The organism is Vreelandella sulfidaeris Esulfide1, from assembly GCF_054072535.1.
In genome coordinates this window covers 2,779,923-2,797,595 of the sequence record NZ_CM133364.1, presented here as the reverse complement: position 1 = coordinate 2,797,595, position 17,673 = coordinate 2,779,923, and the positions used below count along the sequence as shown (strand labels likewise).

Annotated in this window: 17 protein-coding genes; 7 read left to right on the top strand and 10 right to left on the bottom strand. The window is 53.1% G+C overall.

The annotated features are described in order from the left end of the window. Positions 1 to 205: 205 nt before the first annotated feature. The 3 genes from purE to ACW44H_RS13070 all read left to right on the top strand — a co-directional run bounded on the left by purE (position 206) and on the right by ACW44H_RS13070 (position 3,603). Positions 206 to 721, top strand: a complete 516-nt coding sequence (gene purE, locus ACW44H_RS13080) for a 5-(carboxyamino)imidazole ribonucleotide mutase (protein ID WP_113270077.1) — start codon at positions 206 to 208, stop codon at positions 719 to 721. A 12-nt stretch (positions 722 to 733) separates the two neighbouring features. Beyond that, on the top strand, positions 734 to 1,873 hold the full coding sequence (locus ACW44H_RS13075) for a 5-(carboxyamino)imidazole ribonucleotide synthase (RefSeq protein ID WP_457504917.1): 1,140 nt from the start codon (positions 734 to 736) through the stop codon (positions 1,871 to 1,873). Between the two features lie 155 nt (positions 1,874 to 2,028). Beyond that, positions 2,029 to 3,603, top strand: coding sequence for a diguanylate cyclase domain-containing protein (locus tag ACW44H_RS13070; RefSeq protein WP_457504916.1), 1,575 nt, complete (start codon positions 2,029 to 2,031; stop codon positions 3,601 to 3,603). Between the two features lie 4 nt (positions 3,604 to 3,607). On the opposite strand, the gene ACW44H_RS13065 is transcribed toward ACW44H_RS13070, so the two are convergent. The 7 genes from ACW44H_RS13065 to ACW44H_RS13035 form a co-directional block, all read right to left on the bottom strand. After that, the gene (locus ACW44H_RS13065; RefSeq protein ID WP_457504915.1) at positions 3,608 to 4,426 is read right to left on the bottom strand and encodes a TraX family protein; all 819 of its coding nucleotides are present in this window, start codon (positions 4,424 to 4,426) and stop codon (positions 3,608 to 3,610) included. 313 nt (positions 4,427 to 4,739) lie between these two features. Beyond that, a complete protein-coding gene (locus ACW44H_RS13060) occupies positions 4,740 to 5,519 on the bottom strand; it encodes a transporter substrate-binding domain-containing protein (protein ID WP_457504914.1) in 780 nt (259 codons plus the stop codon). Positions 5,520 to 5,702: 183 nt separating this feature from the next. Next, on the bottom strand, positions 5,703 to 6,425 hold the full coding sequence (locus ACW44H_RS13055; protein WP_447043760.1) for an ABC transporter permease: 723 nt from the start codon (positions 6,423 to 6,425) through the stop codon (positions 5,703 to 5,705). Between the two features lies 1 nt (position 6,426). Further along, the gene (locus ACW44H_RS13050) at positions 6,427 to 7,128 is read right to left on the bottom strand and encodes an ABC transporter permease (RefSeq protein WP_457504912.1); all 702 of its coding nucleotides are present in this window, start codon (positions 7,126 to 7,128) and stop codon (positions 6,427 to 6,429) included. 15 nt (positions 7,129 to 7,143) lie between these two features. Further along, a complete protein-coding gene (locus tag ACW44H_RS13045) occupies positions 7,144 to 7,914 on the bottom strand; it encodes an ABC transporter ATP-binding protein (RefSeq protein ID WP_457504911.1) in 771 nt (256 codons plus the stop codon). Between the two features lie 243 nt (positions 7,915 to 8,157). Further along, positions 8,158 to 9,135, bottom strand: a complete 978-nt coding sequence (locus ACW44H_RS13040; protein WP_457504909.1) for a succinylglutamate desuccinylase — start codon at positions 9,133 to 9,135, stop codon at positions 8,158 to 8,160. Between the two features lie 201 nt (positions 9,136 to 9,336). Further along, a complete protein-coding gene (locus ACW44H_RS13035; RefSeq protein WP_113270015.1) occupies positions 9,337 to 9,777 on the bottom strand; it encodes a hemerythrin domain-containing protein in 441 nt (146 codons plus the stop codon). 293 nt (positions 9,778 to 10,070) lie between these two features. On the opposite strand from ACW44H_RS13035, the gene wrbA reads away from it, so the two are divergent. Next, complete coding sequence (gene wrbA / locus ACW44H_RS13030; RefSeq protein ID WP_457504908.1) at positions 10,071 to 10,670, top strand: NAD(P)H:quinone oxidoreductase; 600 nt, start codon at positions 10,071 to 10,073, stop codon at positions 10,668 to 10,670. Between the two features lie 101 nt (positions 10,671 to 10,771). Here wrbA and ACW44H_RS13025 read toward each other — a convergent pair whose 3' ends face one another. Beyond that, the gene (locus ACW44H_RS13025) at positions 10,772 to 11,845 is read right to left on the bottom strand and encodes a tartrate dehydrogenase (protein ID WP_457504906.1); all 1,074 of its coding nucleotides are present in this window, start codon (positions 11,843 to 11,845) and stop codon (positions 10,772 to 10,774) included. 177 nt (positions 11,846 to 12,022) lie between these two features. On the opposite strand from ACW44H_RS13025, the gene ACW44H_RS13020 reads away from it, so the two are divergent. From ACW44H_RS13020 to ACW44H_RS13010, 3 genes are all read left to right on the top strand, one after another. After that, positions 12,023 to 12,961: a LysR family transcriptional regulator gene (locus ACW44H_RS13020; RefSeq protein WP_457504904.1), complete on the top strand. Its 939-nt coding sequence runs from the start codon at positions 12,023 to 12,025 to the stop codon at positions 12,959 to 12,961. Positions 12,962 to 13,117: 156 nt separating this feature from the next. Beyond that, complete coding sequence (locus ACW44H_RS13015; protein ID WP_113270020.1) at positions 13,118 to 13,546, top strand: secondary thiamine-phosphate synthase enzyme YjbQ; 429 nt, start codon at positions 13,118 to 13,120, stop codon at positions 13,544 to 13,546. A gap of 116 nt (positions 13,547 to 13,662) precedes the next feature. Further along, entirely contained in the window at positions 13,663 to 15,909 is a 2,247-nt protein-coding gene (locus tag ACW44H_RS13010; protein ID WP_457504903.1) for a glycosyltransferase, read from the top strand. Here the strand turns inward: ACW44H_RS13010 and ACW44H_RS13005 are convergent. Beyond that, on the bottom strand, positions 15,891 to 16,613 hold the full coding sequence (locus ACW44H_RS13005; protein ID WP_457504902.1) for a TVP38/TMEM64 family protein: 723 nt from the start codon (positions 16,611 to 16,613) through the stop codon (positions 15,891 to 15,893). The two genes, ACW44H_RS13010 and ACW44H_RS13005, sit on opposite strands and share 19 nt — an antisense overlap. An 84-nt stretch (positions 16,614 to 16,697) precedes the next feature. Next, a complete protein-coding gene (locus ACW44H_RS13000; RefSeq protein WP_457504900.1) occupies positions 16,698 to 17,636 on the bottom strand; it encodes an ABC transporter substrate-binding protein in 939 nt (312 codons plus the stop codon). Positions 17,637 to 17,673 lie beyond the last annotated feature (37 nt).

The window sequence follows — 17,673 nt, the reverse complement described above, 5'->3', positions numbered from 1 at the left end:
CTGAAATGACAAGCACACAATGCCGCCAACTCGGGCGCTTTTCAATGCCTATTTTGATGAAAATTTCACGACCGCTGCAAAGCCCTTAAACGGGCTAGCTCTGGTAAACTATCCGCCTTCCTATTTTTGTGTGTGCCTGGGTCGGCGCACGCCGTTTTTTCAATTTAGTCTCGCTTTTAAAGGCCGGTGGGCCGAGGAGTTTTGCATGTCGTCGAACAGCGCACCCAAGGTGGGCGTGATCATGGGGTCTAAGTCCGACTGGCCAGTCATGGAGCACGCCGTCTCCATGCTGGAGCATTTGGGCGTTGCTTATGAAACCCGCGTGGTCTCTGCCCACCGCACGCCTGACTTGCTGTTCGATTACGCCAAGAGTGCTGCCGAGCGTGGCTTACAGGTCATTGTGGCGGGGGCCGGCGGCGCTGCTCATTTGCCGGGCATGGTGGCCTCGCAAACGCCACTGCCGGTACTGGGTGTGCCGGTGGAGTCCAAAGCGCTTAAGGGCTTGGATTCGCTGCTCTCGATTGCGCAAATGCCGGGCGGTATTGCGGTGGGAACGCTGGCGATTGGCAAAGCAGGTGCCACCAATGCAGGTTTATTGGCGGCGCAGATCGTCGGCCTGCAAGATACAGCCGTACGCAATGCTGTCGAAGCGTTTCGCGCCGAGCAGACCCAGAAAGTACTCGATAACCCCGACCCGCGCCCCGAGCCGGAAGCAGAATAAAGAGGCTCGGCCATGAATTCAGACATTATCAAAAATATCGGCGTTTTGGGCGCAGGCCAGCTAGGTCGCATGTTGGCATTGGCGGGTTACCCGTTGGGTAACCGCTTCACCTTTCTGGATACCACGGGTAACCCCAGTGCGGGCATTGGCGAGGTGATGGTTGACCCGAATAACCAACGCCTGGCCGAGTTTTTGGCCAACGTCGATGTGGTGACCTACGAATTTGAGCACTTGCCTGTTCAACTGGTGCGGGAAATTGAGCAGCATAAACCGGTCTACCCCAGTAGCCGTGCCATTGAAGTGTGCCAGAACCGGGTCGAAGAGAAAGCCCTGTTTGATCGCTTAGGTATCCCGACAGCCGCTTATCGTATCGTTGAGAGCGCCGAACAGCTTGAAGCCGCCGCCCGTGAATTGGGCTGCCCGGTCGTTGCTAAATCGGTTACCGAGGGCTACGACGGCAAAGGCCAGGCGGTGCTGAAACAGCCTGAGCAGGCGCAAGAGGCGTGGAACTCTATTGGCCACTCGCAGCTCGTCGTTGAGGAGTTCGTTGATTTTGTACGCGAAGTTTCGATGATTGCTGTCCGCGGTCGCGATGGCGAGGTGGTCTTCTACCCCATGGCGGAAAATCAACACGTGGATGGTATTCTGCGTTACTCCGTGGCGCCGCTACCAGACCTGGACGCAAGTGTTCAGAAAACCGCGGATAGCTATATTCGTGCACTGTTGAATGAGTTGGATTATGTCGGTGTACTGGCCCTTGAGCTGTTTCAGACTCGCGATGGCAGCCTGCTGGCCAATGAAATGGCGCCCCGTGTGCATAATTCCGGGCATTGGACGATGGACGGCGCGGTGACCAGCCAGTTTGAAAATCATCTGCGTGCGATTCAGGGTTTGCCCCTAGGAAGTACCCAGGCGATAGCACCTACCTGTATGGTCAATGTCATTGGCCGTGAGGGCGATAATGCAGCGATCTTGGCACTTGACGATTCGCATCTGCATCGCTATGACAAAGCCGAGCGTGCCGGGCGCAAGCTTGCTCACATCAATATCCTAGCGCCTAACCATGCTGAATTGCTGGAAAAAGTGCGCGCCTGCCAGGCACTCTTGCCTGAGGCACCGCCCCCCAGTTTAAGCTTTGATGATAACCCGTAATTTTATAACCGCCTGCTCAGGCGGTTTTTTTATATTTCAATAATAATCAAACTTTTCTCGCTTAATCGGCGTAAATAGATTACAAATTAACCAAAATAAAAATAGGCTAGTAAAAAAGGCTTATAAGTCATTTCTCCTTTTCGACGGTAGTCTGTATGCCTCACTTCTCAAATACTGGCACAACGTCCGGGCTGCGTAGTGGTTATCACCGTGATCATCATCTCACTATAAATCGCTTACATAGCGAAAAAGTACGATTGCTGTACGATAATCTTTGGCAACCGGTGCTTAGCAGTGTGTTGGCAGGCGCGCTGTTAGTGGCAGCGATGTGGCCGGTGGTGACGAGTTGGATACTGCTCACCTGGCTCGCTCTTTTGGTCGTTGTATCGCTGGCTCGTCTTGCCTTGGCCTCTTATTTTCGCCGCTTACCTGCGCTGCAACAGCGCCGTCGCCGTTGGCTATATCGGTTTAGTGCCGGGGCGATTGCCGCTGGCTGTGTGTGGGGAGCCGGCGGGGTTGTTCTCTTTACCGGTGAAAATCATGGCCAAGTGGCGGCGCTTTCGATCGTTTTGGCGGGCATTGCCGCGGGCGGGGTGACGACACTGTCCGCCGTATGGTGGGTGGCGCTGGGTTTTGTGCTGCCGATCATACTCCCCTTACTCGTGCAGTTTTTATTACTGGGGTCAACGCTGGCAATTTTAATTGGCACCATGCTTTGCTTGTTCCTAGGCCTGATTATTACGACCAGCCGCCGTTTAAGCCGAATTATCCACGACAACATTGCTTTGCGGGTGAGCATGTCCGCCCGAGAAGCGCAGTTGCAAGAGAGTGAAAACCGCTACCGCTCCATCTTTCAAAACTCACCACTGGGGGTGTTGCATTTTGATGAGCATGGCCAAGTAACTGATTGCAACCATAAACTGCTTAGAATTTTGCAGGTGAATCGCGCGCAGTTGCTCGGCTACCGGATGTTGGACCGCGCCGCTGATGCGAGAGTCGCTAAGGCCGTCCGTGATGCGCTGGCCAAGGGAACCGGCTATTACGAGGGAACATTTTATTTGCCCAGAGCAAGCGCTGGTACGCCTTTACGTGCATTTTTTAACGGTGTGCATAGTGCAGGCAATGAGATCATCGGTGGGGTGGCTATTGTTGAAGACTTCACCGAGCGAAAACGCGCTGAAGCCATTATTTACCGTCAAGCTTTCTATGATGCGCTGACCGACTTACCCAATCGGCGTCTTTTGATCGAACGTTTGGCCTCCCTCTGTGATGAACATGAAGCAGAAAAGCGGGGAGGGCTGCTGATGTTTTTAGATTTAGATCATTTCAAGTTGATTAACGATACGTTGGGCCACTCCGCTGGGGATAGTTTGCTGATACAGGTCGCGCGCCGTTTAGAAAGTTGTTTGGCTGAAGGCGATTTGGCCGCCCGGCTTAGCGGCGATGAGTTTGTACTATTAGCGCTATTTGATAAGTGCTCAGATGAGGCGTTAGAGATCAGTGCTGAGACGTATATGCATAAGGTTCAACTCGCCCTCTCACCTACCTATTGGCTTGAAAATAGGGGGATAAAGGTCACTCCAAGCATGGGCTATACCTGCTTTACGGCATCCTTATGTGAGCACGAGGAAGTACTCAAACAGGCGGATATTGCGATGTATCGTGCCAAAACCCAGGGACGAGCGAGGTTATGTCGCTTCGAACCCTGGATGCGCGATGAAATGCTATAGGCAATTAAGCCAACTGACCGCTAAGCAGTAACCATAACGCGATTAACGCAAAATGGCCGGGATACCATGCCAGCCATAAACGACGCGGCATCGCCAGGTTAAGAGCAGGAATACGCTGGGCGACACCCGCGGCAAGCATCAGTACCACCACGCAGGTACCGACGGTAAACGATTTGGCCATGTCGGATGCATTCATTTGCCCTGCGATCCAAAGGACCGGGAAGGCCGCTAAACCTGCCCAGAGGCGCGATTGAAAATCGCTGTCTGCTTGGCTTAGCGAATGCATAGCAAACATTAATAGCGGAATCAGCAGTAAACCGTTATGGCCATACTCCACCCAGAACCCTAGTAGATACCACACGGTAACACCCAGCGCAGCACCGGCCAGCAGCCAAGGCATCGTCAAGGTTTGTTGCTGGTAATGCTGCCATCCTTGACGCACCAGCGCTCCTAACGCTAAACCACTGGCCAGGGTAAAGCAGACATTCAAGATAAAGGCGTCTGACGTACGCGGCATCATCATATAGGGGAGTTGGGCGACCAGGCCGATGATCAAAATTCGCCGCGAGTAACGCAACGGGTTTCGGGTATTAAATAGCCCGTGCCACGCCACCATGGCGGCAAACAGCGGAAAGGCAATACGGCCAATGGAAGACCCCGCCCAGCTCAAATCCCAATCGCCGGGGAGTATGTAACGAGTGAGGTGATCAATGGTCATGGTTACCAGTGCCAGCCACTGGCCCCAACCGGTCCAGTGGGAAGAAGGGCGCAATGTTGCAGCAGCCTCATGTGCTATTGCATGACCGGCTGTTTTTTCAACCATGATACCTCCTTGTAAGATTCCGTTGATAAGTAAAGACCGGCATCACATGCGCGAGTTCGTTGCATCGGCGCAATTTTCTCATCTTTCTCAACGTCGCGATGAACACGCTATGGAGTTTACCCGGTTTAGACCAATGATGGCGTCTCTTACAACAGGCTCTTGCTAAATGAGTGGGCAAGCAGGTGATTGAGAGAGGGAAGCTAGGTGTTTAAATACAGGTGTTTAGAAGCGAGGCGTTTAAAGGGGTAGAGGCGTTTCCAAGGCTTAATATTGCGATGCCTCCCCGGCGTTGCACCGGGGAGGCGAGAGCAGATTACTCTGCGTCTTCTTCACCGAAATAACGGTTATAGATTTCGTCGTAAGTGCCGTCTTCTTGCACTTCGGCCAGGGCTTCGTTGAATTTCTCAGCGAGCGCTTCGTCGCGCTGGCGGAAGGCGATACCGAAGCCGTCACCGAAGTATTCCTTCGGTTCGCTGATGCGCTCGCCGACCACAACGTAGTCACCGTCTTCGCTTTCCAGCAGCGTGGATTGGCCAATCGGGAAGTCGAGGAAAACGATATCCAAACGCTCGGCTTCCATATCCAGGACCATATCGTCGGCAGTGGAGTAGCGGCTGATATCAGCAACGTCGCTGAAGTTGTCAGTCACGTAGTTGTCCTGCAGGGTGCCACGCTGAACACCAATGGTCATGCCTTCCAGCGTCTCTTTAGTGGCTTCGCTGATGCCCAGGTCGCTAGCAGCGAACCATGCAGAAGGCATGGTGATGTAGGGGTCAGAGAACAGCACTTGCTCACGACGCTCATCGTTAATGGTCATTGACGACATGATGGCGTCATAGTTGCGTGACATAAGGCCAGGGATGATGCCGTCCCACTCTTGTTCGACCCACTCACAGGTAACGCCCATGCGGTCACACAGCTCGTTGCCAAGGTCAATATCAAAACCGGTAAGCTCGCCTTCAGCAGTGCGGAACTCCATGGGCTCGTAGGGGACGTCAACACCAATGCGCACGTTATCGTAGTCACGGGCCTGTGCCGAGGAAGCGGCAGCGACTGCCAAGCCTAGCAATGAAAGGGATAGTAGTTTTTTCATCTTGTTACTCCGTAGAAAGCGGTTCACTTGAGAGTGATCCCAGTTTTTAACTGATAAATAGTTGTTAGCCGACAATTAAACTAACCCAGGTTGGCGTTGACGAAAAGAGGCTGCCGGGTTTTGCACTAACGTTTGTTTGACGATTGCACCGTTTTTCCATGATTAAGCATCTTGTGGGCGTACTTATGGATTTAGATGTGCGAGTAGCTTTTTCTCGAGATAGCGGAAGAAGAACAAAATCGCGAAGGTTAAGCATAGATAAATCGCGGCCACGAATAGAAATGCCTCGAAAGGAGCGTAGTAACGGGCGTAGACAAAGCGGGCAGCACCGGTTAAATCCATCAGCGTGACCACGCTGGCAATCGCGCTGGCGTGAAGCATAAAGATCACTTCATTGCCGTAAGCGGGCAAGGCGCGACGAAAGGCGCTGGGTAAGATGATTCGACGCATCATTAAATTCTGCGACATGCCATAGGCGCGCGCGGCCTCAATCTCGCCTTGGGCCGTGGCCTTGATGGCGCCCCGAAAAATCTCGGTAGTGTAAGCGGCAGTATTCAGCGTAAAGGCGATAAGCGCCGGGTAGAAAGCTTCGCGCAGTACTGGCCATAAAAAGCTCTCTTGAATACCATCAATAAACACGACACCGTAGTAAATGATATAGAGCTGAATCAGCAGCGGCGTGCCTCGGAATACGTAGGTGTAGAGGTAGACCGGCAGGCTAATCCATTTATGCTTCGAGCTGCGCATAATGGCCAGTGGTACAGCGAGAATGAGCCCCGCAATCAGCGATAAAAATACCAGTTGGGTGGTCGTGACCAAGCCTTCCCAGTAGTAACCCAGCGTATCTGCCGTGAAAATCACGTTGCCAGCTAGCAGGTCATTGAACCAAGTGGAAATATCGAGCATGTCACTGACCTCCAAAGCCGATGTCGTAGTGTTTCTGCAGGCGCGCAAAAATCCATTCGGATACGCTGGCGATGAGTAGGTACGCTACGGCGACGGGGAGCAAGAAGGTAAAGGGCTCGTGGGTCGCTCGGGAGGCTTCTGCTGCCACCCGCACCATATCGGTCAAGCCAATGACCGAGACCAGCGCGGTGGTTTTGAGCAGTACCATCCAGTTGTTGGATAGCCCCGGTAACGCATGGCGCATCATTTGCGGAAAGCGGATGCGGCGAAAGACAAGGCTGCTGCTCATGCCGTAGGCTTTGCCCGCTTCTATCTGACCGTTATCCACCGCCATAAAGGCACCGCGAAAGGTTTCGCCCATATAGGCGCCGAAGATAAAGCCAATGGTCAGCACGCCCGCAGCGAAGGCATTGAAGTTAATATAAATGTCGATATCGTAGCTGTAATAGAGCATGTCGCTGATAGCGTTAACGCCAATCTGACCGCCAAAAAACAGCAACATCATCAAAACGAGATCCGGCACGCCGCGAATCAGCGTGGTGTAAACTGTTGCTGTACGCCTTAAAATCCAATTGCGCGACATCTTCGCACTGGCCGTCAGTAGTCCCAAAATAATCGCCAAAATCAGCGACAGTACCGCTAATTGAACGGTAACGCCTGCCCCCTCGATCAGCCGGGGACCATAACCTTGCAAATCAATCATGGTGAGCCTCGCGGATCAGTATTTAGGAGCCAGGAATTGCTGCAGGCGCGGTGATTGCGGGTTGCCAAGCACTTGATCGGGCGGGCCAGCCTCTTCCACCAGGCCCTGATGAAGGTAAATCACTTGGCTGGAAACTTCCCTGGCAAACCCCATTTCATGGGTCACCACGACCATGGTACGTCCTTCTTCAGCGAGGCCGTGCATGACTTTCAATACGTCGCCGACCAGCTCTGGGTCCAGCGCGGAGGTGGGTTCGTCAAAGAGCATGACCTCAGGGTCCATTGCCAGCGCGCGGGCAATGGCACCACGCTGCTGCTGGCCGCCTGACATCTGCGCTGGGTAGGCATCTGCGCGCGCCGTTAAACCCACACGGTCAAGCAAGGCGTGGGCTTGCTCTAACGCTTCTTTTTTGGGTTTTTTCAACACGTGAATAGGCGCTTCGATGATGTTTTCCAACAACGTCATATGCGCCCATAGGTTAAAACTCTGGAACACCATGGAGAGCTTGGCGCGCATCTGTACCACTTGCTTCCAATCTTCAGGTTCGCGGCCGTGCTTCGTGGTCTTAAAGCGGATAGGGTCGCCGTGAACAATGAGATCGCCTTCGTCGGGCTGTTCAAGCAAGTTCATGCAGCGCAAAAAAGTACTTTTACCCGATCCAGAGGCACCAATCAGGGTAATCACATCGCCCTTTTGGGCTTGTAGTGAAAGGCCTTTCAGAACTTCCGTATTGCCAAAGCGTTTTTTAATATTACGCACTTCAAGGGGAGTAGGCGTAGCGGCCATAACATTGGCTCCAGTACAGAGTTGCCGCAGCAACGGGTTGTCAAGAACAGGCTGTGATGCGGCTGGCGCGAAAAAAGGGGCGATTCTATCAGGCTGGACGCAATATGCGCGCCCTCCTTTTCACATTAAGCACTCGACGATAGTCGTATCGGTGTCGAGCGGCCTGATATCGCCACGCTATTGTTATTGTCAAACTTTCTAACACAAGGACGGTATTAAAACTGTTTTAGCCGTGGTGAGCCCCTAGGTAATCGGTGCTACCAACAGCGCCGCGCGGGCGCCTACTTCAACGTTAGCATTAGGAAACACAACGTAGAGGGGCGTATCGCCTACCCGAAAATCACCCGCTTCGCCGTCTTGTGCCAGCAGAGTGCCCGGCTCGAAACGGCTGAAGTTGGCCGTGTCCTCAGAAAAACAGAGTTGAAAGTTCTCGGAGTGACGAATTAACTCGTGTTGAACCTGGAAAAAAAGCAGTTGAGCGGCTGGCCGATCGGCAGGGGAGCGGCCTTCACTTAACGCCGTGAGCAACGCACGCATCGGTTTTAGTGATGCCATATCGTTCTGGCCAAAAGGAGCCACGCGTCCTAATTCAAAGGTAAATGCCTGAGCAGCGTGATAATGCTTGCTGTAGTGGGAGAATGTCCAGCTATGTTGGTGCTGATGCAATACTGCTTGCATGTCTGCGGCGGCTAACCAGCCCCACTGTTGAGTATTGGTGGGTGACTCGGCAAAGGGTTCCACTACGAAACGGGGGTATCGGCTATCCCTAATGGCGGTATGCAGGTCGTAGTGCAGCTTGGGGAGCGCTGAATGCCGCGCATAAAAATTATCCACGGCGGTCATTAATTCCCGGGCGCGGTCTGGCTCTTCGCCTTCAGCGTCGAGGTCTCGGTTAAAAAGCCGGTTTAAGTTGGTAGTAAGAAAACGCTGTTGTGCTTTAAGCGCAGGCAGGTTTCCTAAAATCACCAGTACGGGGGCACCAAGCGTTACGCTACCGGCTTCTATGCCGCTTAACCATTCACCCACTAATTCAACCGGGGCGGTTTCATTACCATGGACCGCGGCTGAGTAAATGCATGCATGGGCGGCAGAACTGACTTGGTTCGGGATTAATTCCAAAATGCCAGGTGCATGCAAATGGTAAGTGCCGCTTGCGAAGACGCCTTGGCTGGCGGCGGGAAGCTGCCCATCGAGCGACCAGTCGAGCCATTGGCCTAGCATTGTCGGCTCCTTGAATAGATTGTTTTCAGTATCGTTACCCGTCAATAAGTCAACCTAGGTTTACCACGCTGGGCGGTTGCCACAAGCCTGGAGGTCGTTCGCGTGAAAAAGCCCAGCGTATTCGTGAAAAGCCTAAAGGAGCGGGCATGAAAAAAGCGCCTATGCCGAAGGCATAAGCGCTTTATGAATCGGTAGCTATGGCTACGCCGAACGTTGGCGCTGCATCTCTTCATGGTACTCACTGGCGAGCGCGGTCTTTTGCTTATCTTTCAGGCCTCGGCCAGCCAGTTGAAATACTTCCTGCTCTTCTTCATCCAAATGATGGGTCACTAGCTCCTGAAGCTGTTTGGCGTGGGTCAGCCAATGAGTAGCGCTGTAGTCGGTTTCATCAAGCAATTCTATAAGCTCGTCAATTTCATGGTGCTCGGCCACGCTGTGTCGTGCCTTTTCCTGGGTCAGGTCCATTTCCATGAGCGGGATGTAGAAAGCCCGCTCTTCAGCGGCGGCATGACCATGCAACTCTTTTTTCACCTGCTTGTAGAGTGAGTCGCGCTCGTCGCTGTCTCCATGAGTCTCGACTAGGCGGGCAAGCAAATCACGCTGAATATCATGATCCTTGCGCAGGGCTTCAAAAATCGTCATTCCAGACTCCTTGGATACGTTAAAAGTTAAACAATGTAAAAGTTAGTGGTGGATCTCATAAAGCGCAAGGGGGCGATCATCGATGAAATCGATGCCCGCGGACGAAAACATTCGCTTTTATCTACGCTTGAGTGCGCTATGTTGAGGGTACTGTTTTATGGGGGAACGGGCAGTCATGGGGAAACGCCCAGTGCACCGCTAAGCCATTCATGTAAAACGATTCATGTAAGCAACTCATGTAAGCAACTCATGTAAGCAACTCATGTAAGCGATACGTAGCCAAGGAGATAGCAATGACAAAGGTATTGGTTCTTTATTATTCCATGTACGGCCATATCGATACGATGGCACATGCCGTCGCAGAGGGCGCAAAAGGCGTTAGCGGCGTAGAAGTAACGGTTAAGCGAGTGCCTGAAACCATGCCAGCGGAAGCATTTAAAAACGCAGGCGGTAAGCAGGATTACGATACGCCAGAAGCTACTCCGCAAGAACTTGCTGATTACGATGCAATTATCGTCGGCACGCCGACGCGCTTCGGCAATATGGCAGGTCAAATGCGCACTTTCTTTGATCAAACTGGCGGTCTGTGGGCGAATGGATCACTACGCGGTAAAGTCGCCAGTGTGTTCACATCAACCGGCACAGGCGGTGGCGATGAAATGACAATTACCTCTACCTGGACTACGCTTGCCCACCACGGCATGATCATTGTGCCGATTGGCTACGGTGTGGAAGAGCAGTTTGATATTTCCAAGGTTAGCGGCGGCACGCCTTATGGCGCTGCGACCATCGCCGGTGGCGATGGTTCTCGCCAACCCGATGAGCGTGAACTGAAAATTGCCCGTTTCCAGGGTGAGCTAGTCGCGAAAACAGCTGCCAAGCTGGCCAGTTAATCCGTTTTAGCCAGCCATAAAAAGCCTCGCGGGTCTTGCCCAGCGAGGCTTTTCTGTTGCTAAGCATGGTATTGCTCACCAACAACCCTATTTAGCCAGTTTCATTTGATGAGCTTCTCTGCAATCGCCTTGCCCAGGCTTTCTGTTGTGCCTTGGCCGCCTACGTCGCGGGTGAGAACTTGGCTGTTGCCTTCGCTAAGTACCTCTTCTATAGCCGTCACGATCGCATCACCGGCTTCTTTGTAGCCCAGATGCTCCAGCATCATGGCGCCTGACCAGATTTGGCCGATGGGGTTGGCAATACCTTTGCCAGCGATATCTGGTGCGCTGCCATGTACCGGTTCGAACAGGCTAGGGAAGTTGCCTTCGGGATTAATATTGGCCGAAGGCGCAATGCCGATCGTGCCGGTGCAGGCGGGCCCCAAATCGGAGAGGATGTCGCCAAACAAGTTACTGCCGACGACGACGTCGAACCAATCCGGGTGAAGAACGAAGTTGGCGGTCAGAATATCGATATGGAATTTATCTACCGCGATCTCTGGGTAGCTTTTCGCCATTTCGATCACGCGTTCGTCCCAGTACGGCATGGTAATTGAGATGCCGTTGGACTTGGTGGCAGACGTAAGCTTCTTGCGCGGGCGGGTTTGCGCCAATTCGAACGCGTATTTCAGCACTCGATCAACGCCGGTGCGGCTCATCACCGTTTCCTGAATGACGATTTCGCGCTCGGTGCCTTCATACATTTTGCCGCCAACGCTTGAGTACTCGCCTTCGGTGTTCTCACGCACCACATAAAAATCGATATCGCCGGGTTCGCGGCCTGCTAATGGACTTTTAATGCCGGGCATCAGTTTGCAGGGGCGCAGATTGATGTACTGATCAAATCGGCGACGGAACTGCAGCAGTGAACCCCACAGTGAAATGTGATCAGGTACTTTATCGGGCCAGCCCACCGCGCCATAAAACAGTGCATCAAAGCCTTTTAGCTGCTCAAACCAATCATCCGGTAGCATTTTGCCGTGCTCTAAATAATAGTCGCAGCTGCCGAACTCAAAGGTAGTGAACTCAAGCTCAATATCAAAACGCTTTGCCGCAGCTTCAAGCGCGCGAATGCCTTCGGGCATCACTTCGGTGCCGATGCCGTCCCCGGCGATAATGGCAATACGGTGGGCCATGGTGACTCCTTGGTTTTTATTGATGACGATGAGGTTGTAAGTGTCGGGTCTGGCGCGTGCTAGTAAGACCGCTAGCAAGCCGGCTAGTAAGATCAAGTGTAGCGGCTATTTAGGAAGAGATAATTAGGCTACTATTCAAGCTATTGTTGCGAAAAAGTGGAGAATGGCTGAGGTGGCATGGCGTATCTGGATGATTTAGCGTTTTTTCAGCATCTGGCCCGGGCAGGCAATTTAACGGCGACCGCACGCGAGCTGGGGCTGTCGCTTTCGGCGGTAAGCAAGCGCTTAAAGCAGCTGGAAGCGCGTCTGGGAGTAGAGTTGGCTGCCCGCACTACTCGGCGTTTAACGCTGACTGCTGAGGGCGAACGCTATCTGGCCCGTGGTGCGCTCATTTTAGATGAGCTTGATGAGCTGGAGAGTTCATTGGGTGAGCGTGCTAATCAGGCGCTTAGCGGGCGATTGCGGGTGAACGCCACGTTCGGCTTTGGTCGTCGTCATATTGCGCCATTGCTATCGCGTTTTTGCGCCGAACATCCCCAGGTCGAAGGGTGGTTGGAACTGACCAATTTTCCGCTCAACTTGAGCGACCATGGCTTTGATATTGGCATTCGCGTTGGGGAGCCGCCGGAATCACGTTTAGTCGCCCGGCGAATTTTGACTAATCGCCGGATACTCTGCGCATCGCCTGCCTATATTGCCCAAGCATCGCCGATTCAAACCCCGGCAGATTTGCAGCAGCATGCATGCTTGGTGATTCGCGAGAACGACAGTGATTTCCCGCTATGGCGCTTTGAGTGCAAGAACCAACCAACCCAGGCGCAGTCTGTAAAAGTCAGTGGTCGCTTAGCCAGCAACGATGGAGAGGTGATCACTCGTTTGGCTTTGGATGGGCATGGCGTCATGCTGCGCTCGTGGTGGGATGTGAACGAGCATCTTGCCAGCGGGGCATTGGTAGCATTGCTACCTGAATGGCAAAGTATACGCGCGGATTTTTATGCTGTGTATGAGCAGCGCAGACATGTGCCTACTCGGCTGCGTGCCTTTATTGAGTTTATTCAGCGCGAGATGGCAGGGCGGGTGTCGATACTGCCAGAGAGTGAGGGACTTATTGTCTAAGGCCTGCCACTAACGCCTACGGGTAGCCGTCATGCTATTAGTAGTCGTCATGCTATTAGTCGTCGTCATACTATTAACCGTCGTTATTTTGCCACACAAGAAGAGCACGCTGGTGATGACGTGTCTTCGTTTACATAACAAATAAAAGGTGGGTTTATGTGGTTCCAACAAGAGATTCATTTACCTGAGATGGGCCGCGGTTTTCATCTTATTACCGATGATGTGGCCAGGGCGCTGCCATGTTTGAACGACGTTCATATCGGCATGTTGCACCTACAGTTAATGCATACTTCCGCCTCGTTAACGCTCAATGAAAATACTGATCCGGATGTACGCCACGATCTGGATGCCTTCTTGAGTCGCCTAGTACCTGAAGATTTACCCTATTTTCGTCATACCCTGGAAGGACCCGATGATATGCCTGCGCACGTCGTTGCCAGCTTGCTAGGTACTCAACTCACCTTGGCGGTACGGGATGGTCGCCTGGCCTTAGGTACTTGGCAGGGAATATGGCTAGGAGAGCACCGCAACCAAGCGGGACCAAGGCGTTTGCTAGCCACCTTAAACGGGTGTGAGTCTCGCTAACGCGGGGACGTCTACTCGACTCAGCGCTGCTGTGTTGCTGTATAGTAATGGCATTTTAAGGCTTGAACCGCTGCAGTAGCGGTGCACCCCATTTATCATTGAAAAAGCACTTTTAAATGCCACGACGTTCCTTTCTTCGTCTCTCACACCAGCGCTGGTTGCGGCTGTTTTTCTCTCTTAATCTCGCCCTGGTGGTTGGCCTGATTGCTCACCAAATTTGGCTGTACGTGGCGGAACCTGAGTTTGAATCGGTGCATACTCTCCAGGTGGCCGATATCCGTGAGGTGTTGACGGAGCGAACCGACTACCGTTTTGCCGTGGTGGGTAATATCAATAACTCGGTAAACGTTTTTCAAGATGAGATTGTGCCGCTGATCAACCAGGGTGGAATCGACTTTCTTATCTCGGCAGGTAACGCCGTCAGCGGAGGTCAACAGGAGAGCTATCAGGCGATCTACCACAGCCTGGAACTGCTTAATGTCCCGTACTTACTCACCTATGGCGACAACGAAGACAGTGATTTTGGCAGTTACCTTTTTTATGAGTATTTTGGCCCGCATTTTTACTCTTTCGTTGCAGGCAATAGCCACTTTATTTTTCTTGATGGTACGGGCAAGTCGTCCACCTCCTGGCAGCTTGATTGGCTCTCCAGGGAGCTCGCGGCTTCCGAAGCACAGCACCGGTTCCTGTTTATTGGCTTGCCTCTGCACAACGTAGTGAGCGATGCGCCGCTGTTTGAAGCCGACAATTACCTTAATGACCCCCGGCTGGCTGATGGCATCATGGCACTGGCGGAGGAACATAATGTGGATACGGTATTCTCCGCTAACTTAACGCTCTTTTCACAGCAGACGATTAATGGGGTGGATTACGTCACTACGGGTGGCGCCGGCGGCATTTTGATTGATGCCGATAGTAGCTTTCATCACTACGTTATTGTTGATGTCGAGGGCGAAAATGTCGCCATTGCGCCGGTACGCTTAAATGTGGATAGCCCCGGCTGGTGGCGGGTGCTGAGTAGCGTTGGGTCAACGGTGTACGCCTTCTTTTACGTCAGCTATACCCGCTTTTTACTGATTGTGGGTTTGCTGACGCTGTTAGCACTGCGTTTATATCGGCTCATTTTTGAAGACCGACATTACTATCCCGACTTTGATATCGATCCAACGCCCTTTTTGGGTAAGTCTTTGCGGGTGGCGATGGTATCCAATAACTACTTTCCGTTTGTGTCCGGCGTGTCGGTATCGGTGGATCGCTTGCGCAATGGTTTGCACGACTTAGGGCATTCGATCCAGCTGTTAGTGCCACGCTACCGAGAAGCCTGGCAGGACGATAAGTCGATAAAACGTATCCCGACATTGATGGCATTTGGTGAGAAGGGCGAGTTCCGGCTAACCAACCCATTCAGCGTCCGCTTTCGCCATTGCCTGCGTGCCTTCAAGCCCGATTTAATTCATGTTCACCACCCTTTTTGGCTTGGTTCCATGGGGCTGTTGATGGGGCGTCGGCTGAAGGTGCCGGTGGTCTACACTTATCATACCCGCCTAGAGCACTATGCCCACTTTGTGCCGCTGCCCGGTGCGCTTTTTCGTAATTTGATCTCGCACTACCTGATTAAGCACTTCTCAAACCGCTGCCAAGGGGTGATCGTGCCCACCTACTCCGCAGAGGAGTATCTACGCATGATCGGCGTTAAAACGCCCTCGCTAGTGCAACCCACGGGCATTGATGTGGAGCGTTTTGCACATGCCGAGGCGGGGGAGTTAGAAGTATTACGTAAGCGGCTGGCAATCGATCCCGCGCGCAAAATATTGATTAGCGTCTCGCGCATTAGCAAAGAGAAGAATATTGGCTTTATGTTGGAAGCGCTCGCCGAGTTGCAGACCCAAAGGCATGAGGACTTTCATCTACTGCTCATCGGTGACGGGCCGGACCGCGAGGCGATTCAATATCAGATCGATACTTTAAAGCTCACCGCATGGGTCACGTTAGTGGGGGCGGTGCCGCCTGATCAAATGGCGCTTTACTATCACCTGGGCGATATATTTGTGTTCGCTTCTACGTCGGAAACCCAGGGGATGGTGATTCTCGAAGCGATGTCGGCGGGTCTGCCCGTGGTGGCGGTACGCTCGAGCGGGATAGATGACGTAGTGCGCCAGGGCGTGAATGGCTTCAAAACGCCGCAAAATCGTCAGGCGTGGGGCCAAAAAGTCCTCGAGCTAAAAGATAATGCAGTGCTACGCCAGCAGTTGGGCAAACAGGCCAGCCATTTTGCCGAAGAGTTCGATATTGCCAACTTTGCCACCGCGGTAGCAGCCTTTTACGCTGAAGTGCTCGCCAAGTATCACTCCCCATCACGGTGAGGCCGTTTTTTGGCTGCTTGGCGGCGGTTGGCATCTTGACGCTGGCTGGCATAGTACTTAAGCCCGATCAGCAGGCTAACCCCAGCGACAAGCCCGGCGCCTGCCAATATGAGTTCTTTTGTGGAAGCCGCAGTAAACAGAGCGCCTAGCTGGCTACCCAAAAGAATGACCGCTGCCAACCCCGGCACAATACCGAGGGTGGAACCGATCATGTAGTCGCGAAATTTAAGATGAAAGGCACCCGCCAACATATTCGTCAGCGTGAACGGTGCGAGCGGCAGCAGATTAATGACCGTCATGGTGCGAATGCCGCGCTTCGATAAGTAACCCGAAAGGCCGCGCAAATGACGCCCGCCATAGCGTATCAGCGCTTCCCGACCTAACCAGTGGCCTACCCAGTACGACACAACCGATGACGTCAACGTACCGAGTGTGGCGTATGCCAAGCCCCACGCCGGGCCAAACAGTAAGCCCGTGACGATTACCAGTAGGCTAAGCGGAAACATTACCAGTAGGGCACCAGCGTAGACGGCCATCACCGCCGCAAACATCCAGGGCGCGGTACGCCACTGGCGAATGTAACCGATCAGCTCGCTAAGGCGTGCCTGGGTCAGTAGATCGTAGCGCTGTAGCAAATGCCACATAACGCCTAACAACACGACGGCTACCAGCAGGCCCACGCCCTTACTCAGTGTTCTCGACATGCCTATTCCCAGCGGCTAAAAGCTAAAAAAGCGCTAGCATACGCTAGCCGCCCGATGGGATGAAGGCGCCTTTAATGCTGATGGTTAGTTGTTGAGCTGCGCTTCAATCACCGGCCATGCAGGTTCACCATCGGTGGTGGTGACGCCAGCCAGCATCGCTTCGATACGCTCAGGGTGATCGTTGATCCACTGTTCGGCGACATCGGCAAGGTCTTGTTCTTCCTGACCGAAGGCTTGAATCATCCAGCTCTGCTCTTCGGCAGAGAAGGTGAACTGCTCAAAGAACGCCACGACGTTAGGATTGGCCTCGGCGTAGTCACTACGCAGAAGGGTCAATACGTCGCTTTCGCCGTTATTTTCACCGAACAGATCTTCGGGGTCTTCCAGGTAACGCATCGGCAATTCAAGGTTCATCCAGTGGGGTGTCCAGCCTACCCATACAATGGGTTCTTCCCGAGAGATTGCATCTTTCGCTGCTGAAAGCATGCCCACTTCACTGGTATCGACAACCTGCCAGTCTCCTAATCCCCAGATGTCGTTATCGATCGCATTGTGGAGTATCTCGCTGGCGGCAGAGCCTGCACCAAAGCCATGTATTTCGCCATCGAACTGATCGCGGTGCTCATCTAGATCGGCAAAGCTTTGAATGCCGCTTTCATAGAGGTATTCCGGCACCGCCAACGTCATTTGTGCGCCATCGACATTATTGGCGACATCGATGAGTACGCCTGATTCTTTACGCGGATTGAACATGTCGCGCTGGGCGGGCAGCCATGCCCCTAGAAATACGTCAATATCGCCGCTTTCGATACCTTGGTAAATTACCTGCAGGCCGATGTCCTGAGTAGAGGTGTCGTAGCCGAGCGGATTCAATAGCTGCTCGGCAATGGCGGTTTTGACGGTAATGCCGGGCCAGGCAGGTACGCCGAAATCCAGGGTCTGATCGTCGGCTTGAGCGGCCGAGACGAAGAGCGCGGTGGTGGCGAGTGCAATGCCTGAAGCGAGCGGTTTGAGGTGTGTCATAAGATCTCCTTGCTAGGTTTTATTGTCAGATAGGTGT